Origin of the sequence: Shewanella sp. 2_MG-2023 (assembly GCF_030548905.1) — a bacterium.
GTDB lineage: Bacteria > Pseudomonadota > Gammaproteobacteria > Enterobacterales > Shewanellaceae > Shewanella > Shewanella electrodiphila.
Genome location: NZ_JAUOSO010000010.1, coordinates 132,612 through 151,694 on the forward strand (window position 1 = coordinate 132,612; position 19,083 = coordinate 151,694).

The following is a 19,083-nucleotide window of genomic DNA, read 5'->3' on the forward strand; positions in this document are numbered from 1 at the left end:
ACTCACCAAGCAAAGGAATGCTTATGACATATTCAAAAGGATACTTGTGCCTCATTATCTGTGCTTTTTTCAGCTCAGCCACTCAAGCCAGTGACTTATCAACACTCACTAAAGCTAAAACGCAAACAGGAACGCAAACCAAAACAAGTTCAACGCCCCCAAAGCCAATCCCCATGGGCATGGTGCTCGACCATCAAGGTCAGCCTATCTCGCTGCCACCAGAACAAGGCTCGCTAAACTTTTCATCCACAGATATGCTTCGAAATGAATCCATTGCCCCTTATAATAAGCCCCAAATTACAGGTAAACCTGAACCAACAAAACTGAGCGCCAGCTCAGGAAAAACTGCTAATGACCCGAGTTGCCGCTGGCTTGGCAACCGCATAAAGCAGTTATCGAATCAACTCAAACACCATGATCAGGCGGCATACCTGCAAACTGAATTGTCACATCGTGAGACAGAATGGCAATGCATGGATTGTGAAGGCGAAGGTCCTTCACAAGGGCAACAAGCTGAATGTCAGTACCGCCGCTAATGATCAACTCATCATTTAACACAGAGCTTTGCAGTCTTACTCACTGCAAAGTCATGATTGTTTGTATCTGTATTGTGACTCTGTCTTAAACTGAGTGTCAGCAATTCGCTGCAATAAATTCCCCGACTTTACGGTCTTTGAAACTAGCTTGTGATTGCATTCCCCCCTACAATGGCTGCAATTAAATCATTCAAACTCAAATAAACACTTATTAAAGTCAGGCTGTAATTAATTGATAGCTTGGCAGAAGTAATAAATAGAGAGGGTTAACATGGCTCAACATTTTGACTATATCTGCCTAGGTGCAGGTAGTGGTGGTATCGCTTCTGGTAATCGCGCGGCTATGCGTGGCGCAAAAGTATTGGTTATTGAAGCTAAGCACGTTGGCGGCACTTGCGTAAACGTGGGCTGTGTACCGAAAAAAGTCATGTGGTATGGCGCTCATGTAGCCGAAGCAATGCATTTATTTGCTAAAGATTATGGTTTTGACGTCACCGTTAATAACTTTAACTGGAATACCTTAGTCGATAACCGTGAAGCTTATATCAGCCGCATCCATGATGCGTACGGCCGTGGCTTTGCAAGTAACAAGGTCACTCTACTGAACGGTTACGGTAAATTCGTCAATAGCAATACTATTGAAGTCGATGGCGAGCATTACACTGCCGATCATATTCTTATTGCCACAGGCGGCGCGCCAACGATCCCAAATATTCCAGGCGCAGAGTACGGTATCGACTCTGACGGTTTCTTCGCGCTACGCGAACAACCTAAACGTGTCGCTGTAGTTGGTGCAGGTTACATTGCTGTAGAGCTTGCTGGTGTATTGCATGCCCTAGGCAGCGAAACCCATTTGTTAGTCCGTAAGCATGCTCCACTTCGTAATTTTGACCCAATTTTAACTGACACTTTAGTTGAAGCCATGGAAATCAATGGCCCAACGCTGCACACTCACAGCATTCCAAAAGCAGTAGTGAAAAATGCAGACGACAGCTTAACTCTTGAGCTTGAAAACGGTGAAAGCCTCACTGTCGATACGCTGATTTGGGCAATTGGTCGTTCACCTTCAACGGGTAACATCGGCCTAGAAAACACCGATGTTAAGCTTAACGCTAAAGGTTATGTTGTCACTGATGAGCAGCAAAATACCACTGCAAAAGGCATTTACTGTGTCGGTGATATTATGGAAGGCGGCGTAGAGCTGACTCCTGTTGCGGTTAAAGCTGGGCGTCTACTGTCTGAGCGTTTATTTGGCAATATGCCAAACGCTAAAATGGATTACAGCGTAATCCCAACAGTCGTATTCAGTCACCCACCAATTGGCACTATGGGCTTAACTGAACCAGAAGCGGCTGAACAGTTCGGCGAAGATAACATTAAAGTGTATACCTCTGGATTCACCTCTATGTACACCGCAATTACCGCTCATCGTGAAGCGTGTAAAATGAAGTTAATCTGTGCTGGCGAAAATGAAGTGGTTGTCGGTATTCATGGTATTGGTTTTGGCATGGATGAAATCCTCCAAGGCTTTGGTGTTGCGATGAAGATGGGTGCAACAAAAGCTGACTTTGATGCTGTTGTCGCGATTCACCCGACCGGCGCTGAAGAATTTGTCACCATGCGATAAAGATTGAGATAAATATTGAGATAATGAGTGCGATAGCACTTCAACCTCATTCTTCATCTTGAATAAAAAAGCCGCTTAATAGCGGCTTTTTTGTGGCTTAATTTCAGCAAATTAATCCTAATTAGCTTTGCGAGTTTAGTCTTGCTTGAATCGCAAGTTTTACTTCTTCTTGTTCAAGTAACAGCTCTTGTTCTTCCTTTTCTCTCATCAAAACATCAAAGGCGACACGAGCCTGCTGTGCAAGTTCAGATGCTGCAAGTTTTGCCTCTTTTGCTTTTAAAGCATCTACATTAAGCTGCTGCAAGTTAGCAATAATATCATCTGGTGCATCTCCTAAATCGACACTAGATTCACCGCGAGATAATGCCTCTTTTCGTAATTGTTTTTTCAACATCCAAATGGCTTCATTAGCTTCACGCTCTGAGTTGGCCGCTTCAATAGCATTGTCCCGTAAGAGTTCAAAACGAGCCAAAGCTTGGCCTTCTTTGCTCCATGGATCAACATCAGGCAGATCAGAAATATTAATCACAGGGTCAACATAGTCATCTTGATGACTCAAATCTAACGAAGCCGCTTTAACACCAGAAATCATCAGCATGACTGCAATCACTAGCAAGGGTAAACCACCAACAATGGCAGCAGTTTGTAACGTGGCTAAACCGCCCATAAACATCAATGCTGAAGGCATGAGGGATAACGTAAAAGCCCAGAAAAGTCGGTTCCAGCGTAGAGGATCGTCGGTTACGTTGGTTTGCACGACAGACGCCAAAATATAGGAAATAGAGTCAAATGTAGTAGCAGTGAAAATGATACACAGTAGAGTAAATACCGTTATAACCAGCGTACTAAAAGGCAATTGCTCTAAAATAGCAAAAATTGCTCGGGTAGCCCCTTCAGTATTGAGGATTGACACCACATCCAATTGACCAGATAACTGCAATGATAAACCATAGTTACCCAGAATAATGAAGTACATTGAGCAACCAAGCGAACCAAAGAACACCGCACCAGAAATCATCTGTTTAATGGTTCTTCCACGAGAAATTCGCGCAACAAACAGCCCCATACTAGGTGCAAAAACCAACCACCAAGCCCAGTAAAAAATAGTCCAATCCTGTGGGAAGTGAGTATTTTCAAATGTCCCTAGGCCGCCAAAAGGCTCTGCCCACGTGGCCATCACAAAGAAGTTTGATAGCATTCGACCAATGGAGTCTAAGCCAGTTTCTAGCATGAAAATGGTTGGACCACACACCAGCACAAATAGTAATAACCCTAATGCACCCCAGAAATTAATATTACTAAGAATTTTAATCCCTTTATCCATGCCCATATAAGCTGAATAGGCAAAAATAGCAGTACACAGCATCAACACACCAATTTGGCTACCTGTCGTAGTAGGGATGCCAAATAAGTAACTAATACCTTCATTGATCAATGGCGCAGCTAAACCAAGTGTCGTTGCCGCACCTCCTAACAGACCAAAGATAAACAGAATATCGATAAACTTTCCCACTTTACCAAAACTGTGGGCTTCGCCAATCACTGGCATTAACGCAGCAGAGACTTTCAACACCGGCTGTTTGCGAACATAGAAAAAGTAGGCAATTGGGATTGCTGGGATCATATAGATACACCAAGCAATCGGTCCCCAATGAAATAGACCATAGGTGGCAGCCCAACGAATAGCTTCTTCGCTACCTGGCTCTAATTGAAAAGGTGGGTTTTGATAGTAATAAGCCCATTCAATGGTGCCCCAAAATAAAATACTGGCACCAATGCCACCGCAAAAAAGCATTGCAGCCCAAGAGGCTAAACCAAATTCTGGCGATTCATCTGGATCGCCTAGTTTAATCTGACCAATATCAGAAAAAACGATATAGATCATAAAGAAAAATGCCGCTAACCCCAGAGCAAGGTAAGCAAAGCCTAACTTATCTGTCATGAAGGTTTTAGCCACTGCAATCCATTGTGCTCCCTCTACAGGGAATATCATCAAGGGGATCACAACTGAAAAAAGTAATATTAACGCACCAAAAAAGGTCGGTTTATCGATAAGCTCGAAGTGTTTGTTCATTTTCATTGTCCGAAACAATTAAAAACTCATTTGAGAGAGTCCACACCACACGTGCTTCCCCATGCTGCGAGACAGCCAGGTAGGTTTACTTTTTGAAGAGTTGGAATACTGTGCGTGAACCGTTGTTAAAACGCCAGGTTGTCTAATGCTTATGACATTAACGGCAATACAGGCACGCTAAAATAATGTTAATTTAGTAAACTGTCGACAAAATTTTGTTACAAACTTATCCGAGATGTGAGCGAGTTCAAACAGCGAACATTTTTTATTGAAGCCAAAAGTAACCCTGCTTATGCAGTATGAAATGAACCACGCCTATCGAGCAAAAATGTCCCCCTCTCTCAATCTTCTAACCTGTTATCCACTCATCTAACGATTCAAAGCGCTCTCGAGATTTATGACAAGTTATCTACTTATTTCTACATCTACGAATTGTTATTAGTTTGTAGTAAAATGGTATTTGAGGACGACCTCAATTTACTTATACCTTCCACATAAGGGATGTATGCCAGTAGATATTCATCCGGGGACGGCCCCATCTGATTTATTTTCCAGATAGGAGCCGACAATGTACAACCTCAGATTTATCGCAGTATGTTTTATCTTCATCAGCCAGTTTATTTCTCCCACCTCCCATGCAAATGACAGCCATTTTGGTTTGCACGGCATGACCTTATTCGGTGGCGATGATGGCTTGTTTGCATCGCATTTGCCCATGTATCATCAACCTCATAATGTACAAATGGTCATGCAGTTTCACTTTAGTGATGCCGCAACCGACAAAGCGGTCAAACAGCAGCTAGCGCAACAATCAACCCAGTCTGAACAACTTTGGACGATTGTCCCTAAGCCCTTTGACTTAATGCGCTTACATCCCAACAGCGATAGCCCTCTCACCCATTTACAAATAGAGGTTGTAGAGGGACATTTTGAGCGAGGTGGAACATCACGCTTCTCATCGCAGAAGATTATTATCGATAAAGTGATCATCTTTACTGAGCTCAGTATGCAAACCGCCCAAGAGAAGACCAACATTGCTCAATACATAATGATTGCAGCCTCTAACCAAAGCCAGAATCAGTTTTTAATTAAATTACTTGAAAACAGGCCTGAAGCCGACCACCTTTTACGGGTATTAAACCCAGACCGACCAATGACTTATCAAGTGAATTCTGCACTTACTGAGCAACTTACAACTGAAAAACAAGCTGGGCCATTCACGGCTCCGATAACCCTAGAATTATCAAATTCATTGCACGCATCAAAGGTTGAATTAGCTGAGCACTTATCAATGTCGCCTGAACAGCTAATTGAGATTTACCTTGAAACAGGTGAATTGCAGTAGTGGAATGACGATTAGGGAAAACATATGTCAAATTTAACCATAGCAATAATCCAACATCACCCAGCCGAGGGTGCTGGGAGAATTGCTGATTGGGCCAGCATTGAGGGGCACACTTTGGTGCACTTCATGGCGCCGAATAACTGCTTACCTAGATTAGATGAAATAGATGGATTAATCATATTAGGTGGGCCAATGGATGTGGTCGATAGTCCCTGTTGGATGCAAGCAGAGCTGGCACTTATCAACCAAGCTGTTCAGCGTAACATGCCTATTTTAGGAATTTGTTTAGGTGCCCAGTTATTAGCTTCAACATTGGGCGCAAGCTTAAGCCCGTTGAAAAAGCCAGAATTAGGCTGGCAGCGAGTGCTTTTTGATAATAACCAATTGCTGCAGGTGCCTCAATGGCATTATCAAGGGTTTAATTTCACAGATGCTGCAGTAACAATTACGGCAAGTTCTTCCCTTTGGCCGCAGCAAATGTTCCATCATCAGCGGCAAGTGGGTGTGCAATTTCACCCTGAGTGGGATACAGCACAAATCGTGCAGCTACAACTCGCTTTTGGCGATGACTGTCCATTTAATAACAATGATGGGCAAATGTTATCAGCCCAACTACAGCTCGATACTTGGCTTAATAATTTGCTTAATCGTATGTTTACTTAACTGGTAAGCCCTATGCTCTGCATAGGGCTTATTCACACTGCGCTTTGCCACTGGCGTAGCAGCTTGGCTGACGTGGACACACTGCACCACGTGAACAAATCACCCTAGCATCATTTTCGATACCACGTTCAATCCAATTAATATTGAGTATTTTAGCCACACTAGTGAGATCCGCTTTAATGGCTTTTGGAATCGCCACTAAGCCACCATTTTCAACACAGGCTTGCTTTAAATCTTCGGTAATTTTAACCGCATCTTTACCTTGTGCTTCAATGGCAGGGTTCAGATCAATCCCAGCACACAACACATGTGGGTTACCTGCGGAATCATCTACTTTTATCGATTCACAACAATAAATTCGCGGTTCATTACCCACATTCAAAATCGATATTTGCGCTGATGTGCCTGTTGAAGGCTCATTGATTTTTCTAAACACAGCCCAGTGATGACAAGGGTCTTCAACAATGCGCATGTTACCCCAAGGCAGTGGAATACCATTGCCACGATAAACGGCCTTAAGCTTTCCTGGCGCATAAGCATCAAAGTAATGCCAATGCGGATAAGGCGAAACCACCGTCATCCGTCTCATCGCCACAGAAGCCGAAACTTGCAATTGTTTATGGATATCAATCTCGTAACCGTGGCGGTCAAGTAGCTGTCTAAATGGCACCTTAGGGCACAACAATGCTCCTGCAAAAAAGCTAGATTCAAAATCACGCCAAGCGTGCAAAATATCTTGCGCATTTAGGGTATTTGATTGCATGGTGGCATCGTCATCAGCCTCAACACGTCGCCCTGAAGTCATGACACTTTTTAAGCCATCTTTATTGTGTAAAACACAATGACCAATATGCACTGCTAGGTCATATTTCAATCTTGGCGCATTAGATTTTAGGGCTTTATTAATAAAAATTGTCGCTGGCGGTTCAAAAAATGATGTCGTCAGCCGCGCAGAACTCGCCCCTGTTTCATCCAAGACTTCAGTAGGAATTTCATCAATCCACTTAATTTTTAGCCCCATACTTTTAGCTGTACTGAGCATTTCATCGGCGCTTAATGGCATTTGTTTCTTGCCGATATCTTCTGCGGCGCGTTCAAGATCAGGGAAGTGATTCTGATGATGCTCTTGATGAGCACGAATAAGTAACTGCGCAAATTGCCTTCCTGATGTGCCGGTTTGTGACAACATTTCAGGGATCGCAATCTGTAGAATATCATTTGAAAATAAGAAGCTGGGCTCAAGTGGCATGCCACTTATACCACCACGGCGACCTTTTTCTGGCGTAATGGATTGCTCTTCAGGCATGTCATCTAAGAACCAATCCACCTCTTTTTGAAACACTGTCGCAATCACAGCCAACATCCCGGCACTGGGCACACGCTTACCTCGCTCTATCATCGACAGATACGATACCGAAGGCGCAGAACTGGAATCGACACGAATACACCTGGCCGATAAATCTTCCATGGTCAGGTGATTACGTTTACGTAGATTTCGAATCTTGGTGCCAAGAAAATGTGACTTTCTCATTAAGCTTTGATCATTACGCATTTTGTAAAATTCACAGTGTAAAATTTTTATTGTGAAATTGTAGTGAAAAATACTCTAGACTACAAATTAAGCAATCGGGAAACAGTTTTTAAGATTTGCTTACTGAACTTACAACATGAATCAGAAATAAATAGAAGTAACACTGAGCTGAGTTAAACAACCAGTCAGTGTAATGACCCAAGCGAAGAGGATAAGGTTATGACTATGACAACAATGCACACCAACACAGCCGCTCACAACCTTAACAACTTCATTGAAGAACAATTTGTGGCGACCAGTACTAACGCAGATAAAATTAACAATGCGAAAGTATTTTTAGATGACAATTTTCCACTAACAGAAGGCTCACATGCCGATGTCAGTAGCTATGTTATTTACTACACGCATCTTTTAGCGTTTATGAAAGATGGCAGCCAATGTGGATTACAAAATCCTTGTCAATTTGTTGCGCTAACCGGTCATAAAAGTGATCCAACTTCTATCGTACTAAAAAACAACGATACCCATGTTGAAGTAAGTTTTGATCGAAATGGCGAACTAGGTGCAAACGACCCTGCACACATTGAAGATATACAAGTTGCATTGCCAATTAAAAACCTACCAACACCTTACAAGCAATGGGTAAGCATGTTGCACTCTCGCTGTTTACCAACTGAAGGAAATTGCAAAGTATTTACCGCTAAAGACGGTACCGATTACGCTATGCATCAGCGTTAGTAAGCGTTAGTAAACACTGTTATTAAGGCTGACATAATTGTCAGCCTTTTTGTTATCAACAATTCTACCGCCACCCTTTAAAGAGTTCCTCATCATTTATCACACCAATAATATCGCACCAATAATTTGCTGTTCTTGCACTAAAACAGACGCGACCCTACAATTTAAAATAGTAAACCACTGATTTTAAATAGGTTCAATCATGGTCTAACTCTTGCGACGTCTTATCTGTGTTTACCATCCCTATAGGAATATAAAATGAATAAAGAACAAGTCGTTGAAGCCATTGTATTAGCAAAACATGCACGTCAATTAAGTTGGCAAAATATTGCTGATGAATTAGGAATGGGCTGTGTTTGGGTCACGTCTGCTTGTTTAGGGATGAATAGCATGCCAGAGAAAGTGGCAGAAAAACTGTGCCAGTTACTGGAGCTTCCTGCAGGATCACAAGCTGCACTTAAGGCCTATCCCACCAAAAAATGGCAACGTGATGTACCACAAGATCCGCTAGTGTATCGTTTATATGAAGTGGTTGGTGTTTACGGTGAAACACTTAAAGAAGTCATCCAAGAACAGTTTGGCGATGGCATTATGAGCGCCATTGATTTCTCTATGGATGTTGAAAAGCAAACAGATCCGAAGGGCGACAGAGTGGTGATCACCATGAATGGTAAGTTTTTGCCTTATAAAGCTTGGTAATTATCGTTAAAAATGAATTAAGCTGAGCGGTTGAGTAAATACTATTAACTTTGAAACCTTGGGGTTAGCTATTTACATTAAGTCATATTCAGCTTAATTCAGCAAAGCAATGACTAATCCTAGCCCTAACAACAAAGATAACCGCTGCCAAAATAAAATCGGGTCTTTATCAATAAAAGGCACGTTCTCTCGAGTCGCTTTAGGGTGTGGGTATTTGAGGTTATAAATAAACTCAGATACTTCTGCGGTGCGCTTTGCGGGATCCACTGCCAGGGCTTTTTCAAGTGCATAATCAACCCAGTGAGGCACGACAGCATTTCGACTTCGTGCTGGAATATATCGCAAACTTTGTTGCGCTTTTAATGTTGTCGCCTTAGCAACATTCGCGTCATAGGGTAAATAACCAGTGAGCATCTGATAGGTAATCACCGCCAGTGAGAAAATATCACTGCGATTATCCCCTAACTCCCCAATAAAGTACTCTGGACCACTGTATTGTGCGGTGCCTAGCATGTGATCATCAACCCCTTGGGTTTCAATGATTCCAGCCACTGCCGCCGCGCCAAAGTCGATAATTTTAATCACACCTGCAGTATCTATCATAATATTTTCAGGGCGTAGGTCTTGATGAACCATTTCTTGTCGGTGCAAAGCTTGTAAGCCTCGGGCTATTTGAATAACCAGATTTCTCACTGTGTCTAAGTCAGGTTGGGCGTGGTCATGGATCCACTGGGCCAAAGTACAGCCTTCAACATACTCAGTTACTGTATAAAGGTATTGTTTAGGCGATGTTGATACGAATGATTTTAATAAGTGAGTGTTAGATACTCTTTGTGCCACCCAATCTTCCATTAACAAGGTTTCTAAATGACCTTCATTGTGGCGCATTTCATCAGAAGGAACCTTAATGACCACCCGCTGGCCTGATGCTTTATCCTGAGCAAGGTAAACTCGACTGCGACTGCTAACATACAATTCACGCTGAATGGTAAAGCCTTCGAACTCTTGTTCGCTATGCAAAGCGGGCGGTAAAGGCAGTTGAGTCAACAATTGTTTAAACTCATTCACCTCATGGCTGGGCAACTCATCAACGCTGACAATTTGGATTGTCAGATTATCATCCCCCCCAGCAGCCAACGCTTGCGCCACCAAGTCTTGCGCAACTCGATCAAAATCAGCACCTTTTGCATCAATAGCTTTTTTATCAACAGGAGTTGTAACTGCACTAGCCCTTTTCTGCCCTAGTTCGACCTCTTGAATAATCGCATCAGCAATGACTTTAGCAGATAAAAACTCATGTACTCCGTCTGTCGTGAGCACAAAAATGTCGCCCTGTTTAACCGGATGAGCATGATAATCACAGCTTAACAATGGACTAATACCTAATGCTTGGCTCAGGTAACTTGTATCACCAACATAACGGCGATGATCCTTAGTCAATTGCTCAAATGACTGACCACTTAATTGATAAATACGTGAATCGCCACAGTGAAATAAATGCGCGGTATTAGATTTAAGCACTAATGCGCTGAAGGTGCAGACATAACCTTTATTCGCATCATGGCGGTTCAGGCCTTGTTGGCCTTGAGCAAACAACCAATGATTTAAGGCCTGTAAGACTTTATGTGCGGAGGTTTTAACCGACCAAGCGTCAGAGGTTGCATAGTAATCATGAAGAAAGTTACTAATCGCGGTTTCGCTAGCAATATCACTGACGTCACTGCTACTAATACCATCGGCAATTGCGACCACGGCACCTTTACTATTAAGCTGTGGGCTTTTCGGCTGTCGGCTGCCACAGCAATCTTGGTTAACAGGTTTAACCCCGCTAACGCTATGTTGGCCAATGGTCAGTTTGAGTGTTTTAGACATAGAAAATAAAAATGCTCTGCTACCGTAAGCTAAACCTGCTTAATGGCACAGAGCATTAATCATCAAAAGCTTATGCAAGCTTTTCGCGGCGTGCTTGTTCACGCTTACGTGCTGGGCTTTCTTTTACATGAGTAAGATAAAGCGGTAAACCAACTAACACAAATCCACCAACTAAATTACCAAGCGCGGTAGGGATTTCATTCCAAACAAGGTAATCCATTACAGTGAAGTCCCCCCCCATGATCATCGAGAATGGGAACAGGAACATGTTCACAATTGAGTGCTCAAACCCCATAAAGAAGAACAACATCACCGGCATCCACATCGCCATCATTTTGCCACTTGCTGAAGTTGAAATCATTGCACCAACAACCCCCATAGATACCATCCAGTTACATAACATGCCACGGATGAAAATGGTCATCCATCCAGCAAAGCCATGTTCCTGATAACCTAAGGTTCGTGACTCACCAATACTACTGACTTTCGCAGCCAACACACCACCATCGGTGTTATATCCATAAGTCAAAATGAACGATGCAAAAAAGGCCACAGTAAGGGCGCCGGCAAAGTTACCCACAAACACTAAACCCCAATTACGCAGCATTTGGTCGACAGTACAACCATTTCGTTTATCTAACACTGCTAATGGCACCAGAGTGAATACCCCAGTCAATAGATCAAACTTCATTAAATACAGCATAATAAAACCTACAGGGAACAAAATTGATCCCGTAAGTAAGCTGCCTGTCTTAACTATCACAGTTATGGCAAAAAATGCCGCCAGACCTAAAATTGCCCCTGCCATAAAGGCACGGACTAAAGTGTCCTTGGTTGACATGAAGATTTTCTGCTCACCTGAATCGACCATTTTTACGGCGAACTCTTTTGGTTCAATATACGACATAGCTACACACTCCTAGACTTAATTCTGATCATGTTTTGCCAGTTCTATGCCATTATTAAAAAACCAAAAGAAACAAGTTGTTAACATATTGTGATGCTATAAGTTATTTATCTAAAGCACTATAATAGTTCGTTATTTGTTCAGTTCGCCCTAAAATGGAACGTTACAATTTTCCCGCTGTATCTTGTATTTATTGTTCTTTTTTATCTATTAAGGCCTAAAAAACCGCGATTCTTGAGACACTTGATTTAACGGTTTTTGAGAGTCAATTTCAGCCGCTGAATTCACTTCAGTGATCAAGAAAGTGAGTTCATCACGTGCATTACCTGCTGTCATGCCAAGATTATCTCTCATTACACTTGTGACCGTTACTGGATATTCCAACTGTTCAGCCGCCTTAATCAATACCAAGGTTTCGGTTTCAATCTCAAATTCATAAGCAGACAAATTGTCATAAGCAATACTGATATTATAAAAAGCAGCTTGCTGAGTTTTATTACGTATTTTCAGTAAATAACTATTCTCTATCACTTCATTATCCGACTGACTATTGATCACGCGATACAGACTTTGGCGATCACGAATTACATTTAATTGAATATCAGTGCGACTATTCAAATCCATCACAATGAGCACCAACATCACTAATAGCGCACTCGCATAGCCCAGCGCTTTGACTGACCAGATAGACGGTTTCTGGCCTTTATCAAGGGCATTTTCGCTGGTAAAGCTAATAAGGTTTGGCTGATACCCAAACTTTTCCATCGTTTGGTTACATGCATCAACGCAGGCACCACAATTAATGCACTCATATTGCAGTCCATTACGGATATCAATACCAGTTGGACAAACATCGACACACAAATGACAATCAACGCAGTCACCTAAACCTTCAGGTTTAACGACTTTGTCGATGTCTGTTCCTCTTTTATTGCGCTTACGAGGACCACGATTTTCACCTCGAGCCGCGTCATAACTAACCGTTTTAGTGTTCGAGTCAAACATCACCGCCTGAAATCGTGAATAAGGGCAGCAATGCAAGCACATCATCTCTCGCATCCAACCCGCATTTAAGTAAGTACAGAGTGCAAAAAACCACACCCAGACTCCGGTCCAAAAACCGCTGCTAAAAGTGAAAATATCAATATACAAGTCGCGTGCAGGCATGAAGTACCCCATAAAACCACAACCTGTCACTAATGCAATGAATGCCCAAGCAGTATGCTTTGACAACCTTTTGCCCACTTTAGATGCAGATAACGGCGCATTATCTAATGCAGTACGGTGATGATGATTACCTTCAATTTTCGCTTCAACCCACATAAACATCGCTGTCCAGGCAGTTTGCGGACATAAAAAACCGCACCAAACTCGGCCCCAATACACAGTGACAAAAAACAGCGCGAATGCCGCGGCCATGAACACCCAGGCCAACACAGTGAAATCTTGCGGCCACAAGGTAATATTAAAAAAGAAAAACTGCTGCTCGGTCACATCAAGCAGAATAGCCTGACGCCCGTTGAAATTGATGAAAGGGATAATGAAAAATATGGCTATTAGCAAAGTATTAGTGTGCTGACGGATCTTTTGAAACACGCCTTGCTGTTCCCGCACATGAATTTTGCCTGAAGCGCTAACATTAACAACGGGAATACGCAGGGTGGAAGAAGTGGGTAACCGACTTGATACTGGCTCTGACGATACTGGATCTGACATTGTGTGGTTCCTAGTTTTCTCTTATTAGCTGTAAGCTAAATAGCAAAACCTGCGCCAATCACAATAAAAACATAACCACCTGATTTTAATCACTATAAATAATATCTGCTACTTAACAAGTCACGACATATCACCAATTGGCGATATACCGTGACTCAATCGAACTTATCTTTCTGTTTAACCAAATCATCTAGCGGCTAATGGATAACTTCTTCATTCTTGAACGTAAGGTACTTGGCGGCATATCAAGCATGGCAGCTGCGCCATGAGCCCCAGAAATTCGCCATTGAGTAGCCTCAAGCGTTTTGACAATATGTGCAGCTTCAGCTTGCGCCATAGTGAGGGATTGACTAGTCGATAAATCAGCTTGTTGAGCAGAATTAAGCGATAAGCTCTTAAAATCAAGCATTTGAGTTTGCGTCAGAATGATTTCGCGCTCAATTAGATTTTGCAGTTCACGTACATTGCCAGGCCAAGCATATTGCTGAAGTTTCTTTAAACCCTGGGCACTCACTTTGGTGATTTTCTTGCCTAATTTCTGACTTAAAGAAGCGACTAGGTCGCTGACTAATGCAGGTAAATCTTCACGACGTTGTCGTAAGGGCGGCACGATAATAGGAAACACATTGAGTCGATAGTACAAATCCATTCTGAATAAGCCTTGCTCCACTCGTGCTTGCAAATCGTGATGAGTTGCGGCGATTAGTCGAATGTTGACCTTAATCGTTTCGCTGCTGCCGACTCGCTCAAAGGCCTGCTCTTGAATTACTCGCAAAAGCTTTGATTGGGCTTCAAGGCTTAATTCGGCAATTTCATCTAAAAATAAGGTGCCATTATGGGCCAACTCAAATCGACCTTTACGTCTGCTAACAGCACCAGTAAAAGCGCCTTTTTCATGACCAAACAGTTCACTTTCTAATATCGATGCTGAAAAAGCCGCACAGTTCACGCTTACTAAAGGATGATCTTTTCGGTGACTTAATTGATGAAGGCTTCGTGCCACCAGCTCTTTACCTGTGCCATTCTCGCCGCAAATCAACACGGTACTGTCGGTATTAGCCACTAGGTTGATTTGCTGAGTTAAATGGCTAATTGCTTGGCTGTTACCAGATAACCCCATCGCACCTTGCTTTCCTTGAAGCTCAGTAAGTAAATATTGATTTTCAGAGGCAAGTCGCTCCGACAGTGCCTGCACCTGTGCTAATGCCTCGCGCAGTGAGTCTTCGGTATGTTTTTGTATACTGACATCTCGAAATATCGCGATGACTCCAATCAACACACCGTTATCATAAACAGGGGTAGAACTATAATAAACGGGGAAGCTAGTGCCATCTTTACGCCAAAAAACATCCTCCGATACCTGACGAGCAACACCATCGTGCAAGGTGCGGTAAATGGGGCAATCATGCTGAGGATAAGGACTACCGTCTGCGTGACTATGGTGATGACAGTCATGAATATTTCTGCCAATTAATTCAGCACTTTCCCAGCCTGTCATTTGTTCTGCTGCTGGGTTAATAAATACGGCATTGCCATTGAGATCAAAGCCGTAAACACCTTCGGTTATCGCATTTAGCAACAAAGTGTTCTCAGGCAAAAAGTGGGGAGTAGCTAATTTTGCTGACGTTGTCATCTCTAATACCATCTGTAAAACTCATCATTAGTGCGGTTATTATAATCAAGTCACGATATTTCGCGATTAAAATATCACTCAAGCGCCGCAACACGACAAAAGTTATTCTAGCTGATGGTTTTTCATCTTCTGTTATCGTTCAATGTCTTTCGAATTGCTACAATAGACTATCAATTTTTTGAGTGACTGTTCATGACTAGTGGTTTTTCTGCGCAATTCAAATTATGGCTATTTATTGCTGTAGGTTTGATATGTTTAACGCCAATTATCTCCTCTCCAATAGCCTTGCTAATGGGCTTTACTCTTGCCAGCTTAGGTATGGTACCAGTCAGTATCGATTTAAATAAAGTCACCAAAAAGCTATTGGCTTATTCTATTGTCGGCTTAGGTTTTGGTATTAATTTACCTGAAGCAATTTCTGCAAGTAGCAATAACTTAGGCTTAATCGTTGGCTCTATTTTTTTCACCCTTATATTGGGTTTCGGGTTAACCCGATTAATGAAGTTAGAAGATAAAACTGGCCACTTGATTAGCTGTGGCACCGCGATTTGTGGTGGCAGCGCGATTGCCGCTGTCGCGCCTGCGATTAATGCTAAGAATGATCAAATTGCTGTATCGCTCGCCTGTATTTTTTTACTCAATTCAGCCGCATTGTTCCTCTTTCCAACTATTGGTCATGCATTATCATTGAGCCAGTATGACTTTGGGGTTTGGAGCGCGATTGCGATTCACGATACTTCTTCAGTTGTTGGCGCTGCGTCAGCTTATGGCGATGAAGCTTTAAAAACGGCAACCACGATTAAGCTAGCTCGCGCTTTGTGGATAATTCCAATCGCTTTACTCAGCGCCATCGCGTTTGGTGGTGATAAGTCAAAAATATCTATTCCGTACTTTATTGGTTTTTATTGTTTAGCTATTTTAACGGCTTATTTTATTCCCCAAGGCCAACCTGTCTATGACGTGCTTTTTAGCGTGTCGAAGCAATTATTGATTGTGTGTTTATTCTTGATTGGTGCGGGTATCACAGTCAGTAAAATGCGCGCCAATGGACCTAAGCCTCTGTTGTTAGGCGTACTACTCTGGCTAGCCATTGGTAGTTCATCACTGGGTTATATTTTATGGATAAGATAGTGAAGGATAGTGAAGGATAGTGAAGGATAGGAAAAACATTAAAGCAGCACGAAATCTAGCAATGTGAATATTGCTGGGAGGTCGCTACTCAGCGTCCTGTGATGCTTGTGTCTGAATATAGGGCTTAGCTAACGCAAGTCCAATAAGCCCGCCAAAAGCTAATAGCTCTATCACCGCACGGGTTAGTCCTGTTGTTTGCACAGAAGCAACAATAGCAATAATGCACAAGCTGATAATCGCGATAGCTTTGTATATTTTTATTTTAGATTGGGGTTTTAACCCTGCTTTAAACAATGAAATCATCATTGCCTCGATTTAGGATACTCAAGGCAATTATCGGAAGAGTCTATTTAAGCCGCCAATACTGATTATTTCTAAGTTATGCTGAATTACACTGTAGTTACTTAAAGACAGGGTTATTGGATAATTTAAATAGTAACTTTTTCAATAAGTAATACAAAAATAATAGCTAAGCCGTCTCAGAATTTACGCCGTGTGGCTGTTAGCTAATTTATGAGACACATCTTCTGCTGAGTTGATAAATATACTCGTAACCATCCAATGACTGGCGATTGAAAAGACGCAATAAGCGCTGAAAAAATAAAAGCCAGGTTCAAATTGAGCAGTGGTCTTTAATAATTCCCCCATTCCCGCTGAAGCATTACCCGCCATATATACAATAATCAAGGCAACAACAAATACATCTGCCATTGACCACTTGCCGATTGCACTAATCACCTTAATCACACTTTGCTGCTGACGAGAAAACCATGGTAAACAAATAACCAGCATGAGGAGTAGCTTTAATGCAGGAAACACCATGCTAAATATGCCAACTAAAGCGGCGACAAGCACATTATTTGACTGATAAAGCTCATTGACAGTATCGACAATGCTGCGGGTTTTATAAAACACCTCAACTTCACCTTCAATAGTGTCGAAACCAAACATACTTATCGCCATGTCCATCATGCTCCTTGCATTGCCACGTGAACTTTCAGACAGGCTTTCGGTAAACATATTGACCCCAGTTTCAACCAACTCAGCTTTTTCGATGCTGCCTTGAATGGTCAAAATAGGTTGTGTCACCCCAGGAATAAGCAACGCTAAAGAAAGTAGAATGACAATAATGCTAACCAAAGATTTCATTTTATCTCCGAAAATGGATTGAGAGTAAGTCAAAGGGAATATACAACAAGAAAGCTAAAAAGGGTGACGCTGGTGAATGGGAACAATCAAAAAATACGGGTAAGTAATTAACTTCAAACGCTCACATGAGTGTTCATTGAGCGTTTGTATTTATTGTGAATTAATAAAATGGGCTAGGGTCGACTTCGAGAGAACGAGGAGATATACCCCGCTCAATATTTAAATCTGATTTACGTAAATCAACAAAGGTGACATCGGTATAACGTCGATGCTTTTGCGAATAAAAACACTTCACCACAGGGTTTAATGCATCACGTCCCTTTGATTCCCACACAATGCCAACTCTTTCATCAGACAATTGCACTAGTGAACCCACAGGGTAAATCCCGACGCAGCGGATGAACTCATAAACGAGTGTTTGATCGAGATGAAATGGGGTTAACTTCATTAAGATTTTAAACGCAGCCGCAGGACTCATTGCTTCTTTATAGCAACGAGTGGCAGTCAAGGCATCAAAGATATCAACAATACAGCTCATACGGCCATGTTGTGGTATTTCATCACCTTTAAGGCCATTGGGATAACCGTTACCATCTAGCTTTTCATGATGCATTAAGCAAACATCTTTACTCACTTGCGATAAACCAGTGGTTTCTTGCATGATATCTCTTGCGTACACCTGATGCATTTTGATTTCTTCAAACTCTTCATCAGTCAGTTTGCCTGGTTTGTGGAGGATCTTGTTATCCACTTGAATTTTACCAATATCATGCAAAATTCCTCCCACAGCCATTTCTTTCAATAATGCTTTATCGAGATTTAGATACTTACCAAATGTCACCAGCAAAAATGCCACATTGACAGAATGCTCAAGTAAATAGGCATCTTTTGTTCTTAACGCTGAAACACACTTTAATGCATCGGCATCATCCATCACTGATTCAATCATTTTGTCTGCAATATCTTCAAAAGGCGCGACTTCAACCGCTTTACCTTCATAAGTTTCAGACAGCACTTTACGCACGAGGTTTTTCGCCTCAGAGAGAATTTTCTTCGCTTGAGTTTGCTTGGTTTCGCGGGTAGCTACTGGTTTTCGTGCTAATTTAGCTGAATTATTTTTCTTTAAGCCACAACTATCAGATGAACGCTCAACATCCACCCAAACAGTTTTGATACCTGCTTTATCGAGTTTCGCAATTGAGTCACGATGCTTAATTTGTCCTGCATTGCTAATGGCCACTTTGCTTTCTTTACGGTCAATCGCTACCACAAACATCCCTAAACCTAAGCGGCTTACTGGAATGCGAATGACATCTTTTGACTCATCAATCTGACTCATTAACGGGTAAATCTCCGAATACGGTAAAGAAGTAGTAGTGAATAATGCTAATACTTATGACTTAAAATGTTAAATATGTAAATTTAGTATCGTTATTTTATCCTGTCTCGACTAAATACTCCA

At 42.1% G+C, this 19,083-nt stretch carries 16 protein-coding genes; 7 read left to right on the forward strand and 9 right to left on the reverse strand.

All coding sequences use genetic code 11. The features are described from left to right. The first annotated feature begins 23 nt into the window (after positions 1-23). Together Q4600_RS11785 and gorA are read left to right on the forward strand one after the other, a co-directional pair. Positions 24-536 carry a hypothetical protein gene (locus Q4600_RS11785; protein ID WP_303516357.1) on the forward strand — a complete coding sequence of 171 codons (513 nt, stop codon included), beginning with the start codon at positions 24-26 and terminating at the stop codon, positions 534-536. A 271-nt stretch (positions 537-807) separates the two neighbouring features. Further along, positions 808-2,163, forward strand: a complete 1,356-nt coding sequence (gene gorA, locus Q4600_RS11790; protein ID WP_303516355.1) for a glutathione-disulfide reductase — start codon at positions 808-810, stop codon at positions 2,161-2,163. A 121-nt stretch (positions 2,164-2,284) separates the two neighbouring features. Here the strand turns inward: gorA and Q4600_RS11795 are convergent, their stop codons facing one another. After that, complete coding sequence (locus Q4600_RS11795) at positions 2,285-4,237, reverse strand: BCCT family transporter (RefSeq protein ID WP_303516352.1); 1,953 nt, start codon at positions 4,235-4,237, stop codon at positions 2,285-2,287. 568 nt (positions 4,238-4,805) lie between these two features. Here Q4600_RS11795 and Q4600_RS11800 point away from each other — a divergent pair. Both Q4600_RS11800 and Q4600_RS11805 read left to right on the forward strand, forming a co-directional pair. Next, positions 4,806-5,582 (forward strand): hypothetical protein, encoded by a 777-nt coding sequence (locus tag Q4600_RS11800; RefSeq protein ID WP_303516350.1) that lies wholly within the window; start codon positions 4,806-4,808, stop codon positions 5,580-5,582. Positions 5,583-5,606: 24 nt separating this feature from the next. Next, positions 5,607-6,245, forward strand: a complete 639-nt coding sequence (locus tag Q4600_RS11805) for a type 1 glutamine amidotransferase (protein ID WP_303516348.1) — start codon at positions 5,607-5,609, stop codon at positions 6,243-6,245. Between the two features lie 28 nt (positions 6,246-6,273). Here Q4600_RS11805 and Q4600_RS11810 read toward each other — a convergent pair whose 3' ends face one another. Further along, a complete protein-coding gene (locus Q4600_RS11810) occupies positions 6,274-7,797 on the reverse strand; it encodes a DUF3612 domain-containing protein (protein WP_229370557.1) in 1,524 nt (507 codons plus the stop codon). A gap of 198 nt (positions 7,798-7,995) precedes the next feature. Between Q4600_RS11810 and Q4600_RS11815 the strand changes: the two genes are divergently transcribed. Both Q4600_RS11815 and cynS read left to right on the forward strand, forming a co-directional pair. Then, positions 7,996-8,514 (forward strand): malate synthase, encoded by a 519-nt coding sequence (locus tag Q4600_RS11815; protein WP_102526999.1) that lies wholly within the window; start codon positions 7,996-7,998, stop codon positions 8,512-8,514. Positions 8,515-8,772: 258 nt separating this feature from the next. Beyond that, entirely contained in the window at positions 8,773-9,213 is a 441-nt protein-coding gene (gene cynS, locus Q4600_RS11820; protein WP_102527000.1) for a cyanase, read from the forward strand. A 93-nt stretch (positions 9,214-9,306) separates the two neighbouring features. Here the strand turns inward: cynS and Q4600_RS11825 are convergent, their stop codons facing one another. The 4 genes from Q4600_RS11825 to Q4600_RS11840 all read right to left on the reverse strand — a co-directional run bounded on the left by Q4600_RS11825 (position 9,307) and on the right by Q4600_RS11840 (position 15,341). Beyond that, on the reverse strand, positions 9,307-11,085 hold the full coding sequence (locus Q4600_RS11825; protein WP_303516346.1) for a bifunctional protein-serine/threonine kinase/phosphatase: 1,779 nt from the start codon (positions 11,083-11,085) through the stop codon (positions 9,307-9,309). Between the two features lie 70 nt (positions 11,086-11,155). Further along, positions 11,156-11,992 carry a formate/nitrite transporter family protein gene (locus Q4600_RS11830; RefSeq protein ID WP_102527002.1) on the reverse strand — a complete coding sequence of 279 codons (837 nt, stop codon included), beginning with the start codon at positions 11,990-11,992 and terminating at the stop codon, positions 11,156-11,158. 210 nt (positions 11,993-12,202) lie between these two features. Then, the gene (ccoG, locus tag Q4600_RS11835) at positions 12,203-13,708 is read right to left on the reverse strand and encodes a cytochrome c oxidase accessory protein CcoG (protein ID WP_303516345.1); all 1,506 of its coding nucleotides are present in this window, start codon (positions 13,706-13,708) and stop codon (positions 12,203-12,205) included. Between the two features lie 190 nt (positions 13,709-13,898). Continuing rightward, on the reverse strand, positions 13,899-15,341 hold the full coding sequence (locus tag Q4600_RS11840; protein WP_303516343.1) for a sigma-54-dependent Fis family transcriptional regulator: 1,443 nt from the start codon (positions 15,339-15,341) through the stop codon (positions 13,899-13,901). A gap of 192 nt (positions 15,342-15,533) precedes the next feature. Between Q4600_RS11840 and Q4600_RS11845 the strand changes: the two genes are divergently transcribed. Next, on the forward strand, positions 15,534-16,472 hold the full coding sequence (locus Q4600_RS11845; protein ID WP_102527005.1) for a YeiH family protein: 939 nt from the start codon (positions 15,534-15,536) through the stop codon (positions 16,470-16,472). An 84-nt stretch (positions 16,473-16,556) separates the two neighbouring features. Here the strand turns inward: Q4600_RS11845 and Q4600_RS11850 are convergent, their stop codons facing one another. From Q4600_RS11850 to Q4600_RS11860, 3 genes are all read right to left on the reverse strand, one after another. Then, a complete protein-coding gene (locus Q4600_RS11850; RefSeq protein WP_303524401.1) occupies positions 16,557-16,778 on the reverse strand; it encodes a hypothetical protein in 222 nt (73 codons plus the stop codon). A gap of 180 nt (positions 16,779-16,958) precedes the next feature. Continuing rightward, positions 16,959-17,621 carry a paraquat-inducible protein A gene (locus Q4600_RS11855; protein ID WP_303516342.1) on the reverse strand — a complete coding sequence of 221 codons (663 nt, stop codon included), beginning with the start codon at positions 17,619-17,621 and terminating at the stop codon, positions 16,959-16,961. Between the two features lie 160 nt (positions 17,622-17,781). Continuing rightward, complete coding sequence (locus tag Q4600_RS11860; RefSeq protein ID WP_303516340.1) at positions 17,782-18,960, reverse strand: HD-GYP domain-containing protein; 1,179 nt, start codon at positions 18,958-18,960, stop codon at positions 17,782-17,784. Between the last annotated feature and the right edge of the window lie 123 nt (positions 18,961-19,083).

What these genes read in the sequence shown, in the direction of transcription:
- Q4600_RS11785 (WP_303516357.1), top strand. Translation starts at nt 24, where the DNA reads ATGACATATTCAAAAGGATACTTGTGCCTCATTATCTGTGCTTTTTTC.
- gorA (WP_303516355.1), top strand. Translation starts at nt 808, where the DNA reads ATGGCTCAACATTTTGACTATATCTGCCTAGGTGCAGGTAGTGGTGGT.
- Q4600_RS11795 (WP_303516352.1), bottom strand. Translation starts at nt 4,237, where the DNA reads ATGAACAAACACTTCGAGCTTATCGATAAACCGACCTTTTTTGGTGCG.
- Q4600_RS11800 (WP_303516350.1), top strand. Translation starts at nt 4,806, where the DNA reads ATGTACAACCTCAGATTTATCGCAGTATGTTTTATCTTCATCAGCCAG.
- Q4600_RS11805 (WP_303516348.1), top strand. Translation starts at nt 5,607, where the DNA reads ATGTCAAATTTAACCATAGCAATAATCCAACATCACCCAGCCGAGGGT.
- Q4600_RS11810 (WP_229370557.1), bottom strand. Translation starts at nt 7,797, where the DNA reads ATGCGTAATGATCAAAGCTTAATGAGAAAGTCACATTTTCTTGGCACC.
- Q4600_RS11815 (WP_102526999.1), top strand. Translation starts at nt 7,996, where the DNA reads ATGACTATGACAACAATGCACACCAACACAGCCGCTCACAACCTTAAC.
- cynS (WP_102527000.1), top strand. Translation starts at nt 8,773, where the DNA reads ATGAATAAAGAACAAGTCGTTGAAGCCATTGTATTAGCAAAACATGCA.
- Q4600_RS11825 (WP_303516346.1), bottom strand. Translation starts at nt 11,085, where the DNA reads ATGTCTAAAACACTCAAACTGACCATTGGCCAACATAGCGTTAGCGGG.
- Q4600_RS11830 (WP_102527002.1), bottom strand. Translation starts at nt 11,992, where the DNA reads ATGTCGTATATTGAACCAAAAGAGTTCGCCGTAAAAATGGTCGATTCA.
- ccoG (WP_303516345.1), bottom strand. Translation starts at nt 13,708, where the DNA reads ATGTCAGATCCAGTATCGTCAGAGCCAGTATCAAGTCGGTTACCCACT.
- Q4600_RS11840 (WP_303516343.1), bottom strand. Translation starts at nt 15,341, where the DNA reads ATGACAACGTCAGCAAAATTAGCTACTCCCCACTTTTTGCCTGAGAAC.
- Q4600_RS11845 (WP_102527005.1), top strand. Translation starts at nt 15,534, where the DNA reads ATGACTAGTGGTTTTTCTGCGCAATTCAAATTATGGCTATTTATTGCT.
- Q4600_RS11850 (WP_303524401.1), bottom strand. Translation starts at nt 16,778, where the DNA reads ATGATGATTTCATTGTTTAAAGCAGGGTTAAAACCCCAATCTAAAATA.
- Q4600_RS11855 (WP_303516342.1), bottom strand. Translation starts at nt 17,621, where the DNA reads ATGAAATCTTTGGTTAGCATTATTGTCATTCTACTTTCTTTAGCGTTG.
- Q4600_RS11860 (WP_303516340.1), bottom strand. Translation starts at nt 18,960, where the DNA reads ATGAGTCAGATTGATGAGTCAAAAGATGTCATTCGCATTCCAGTAAGC.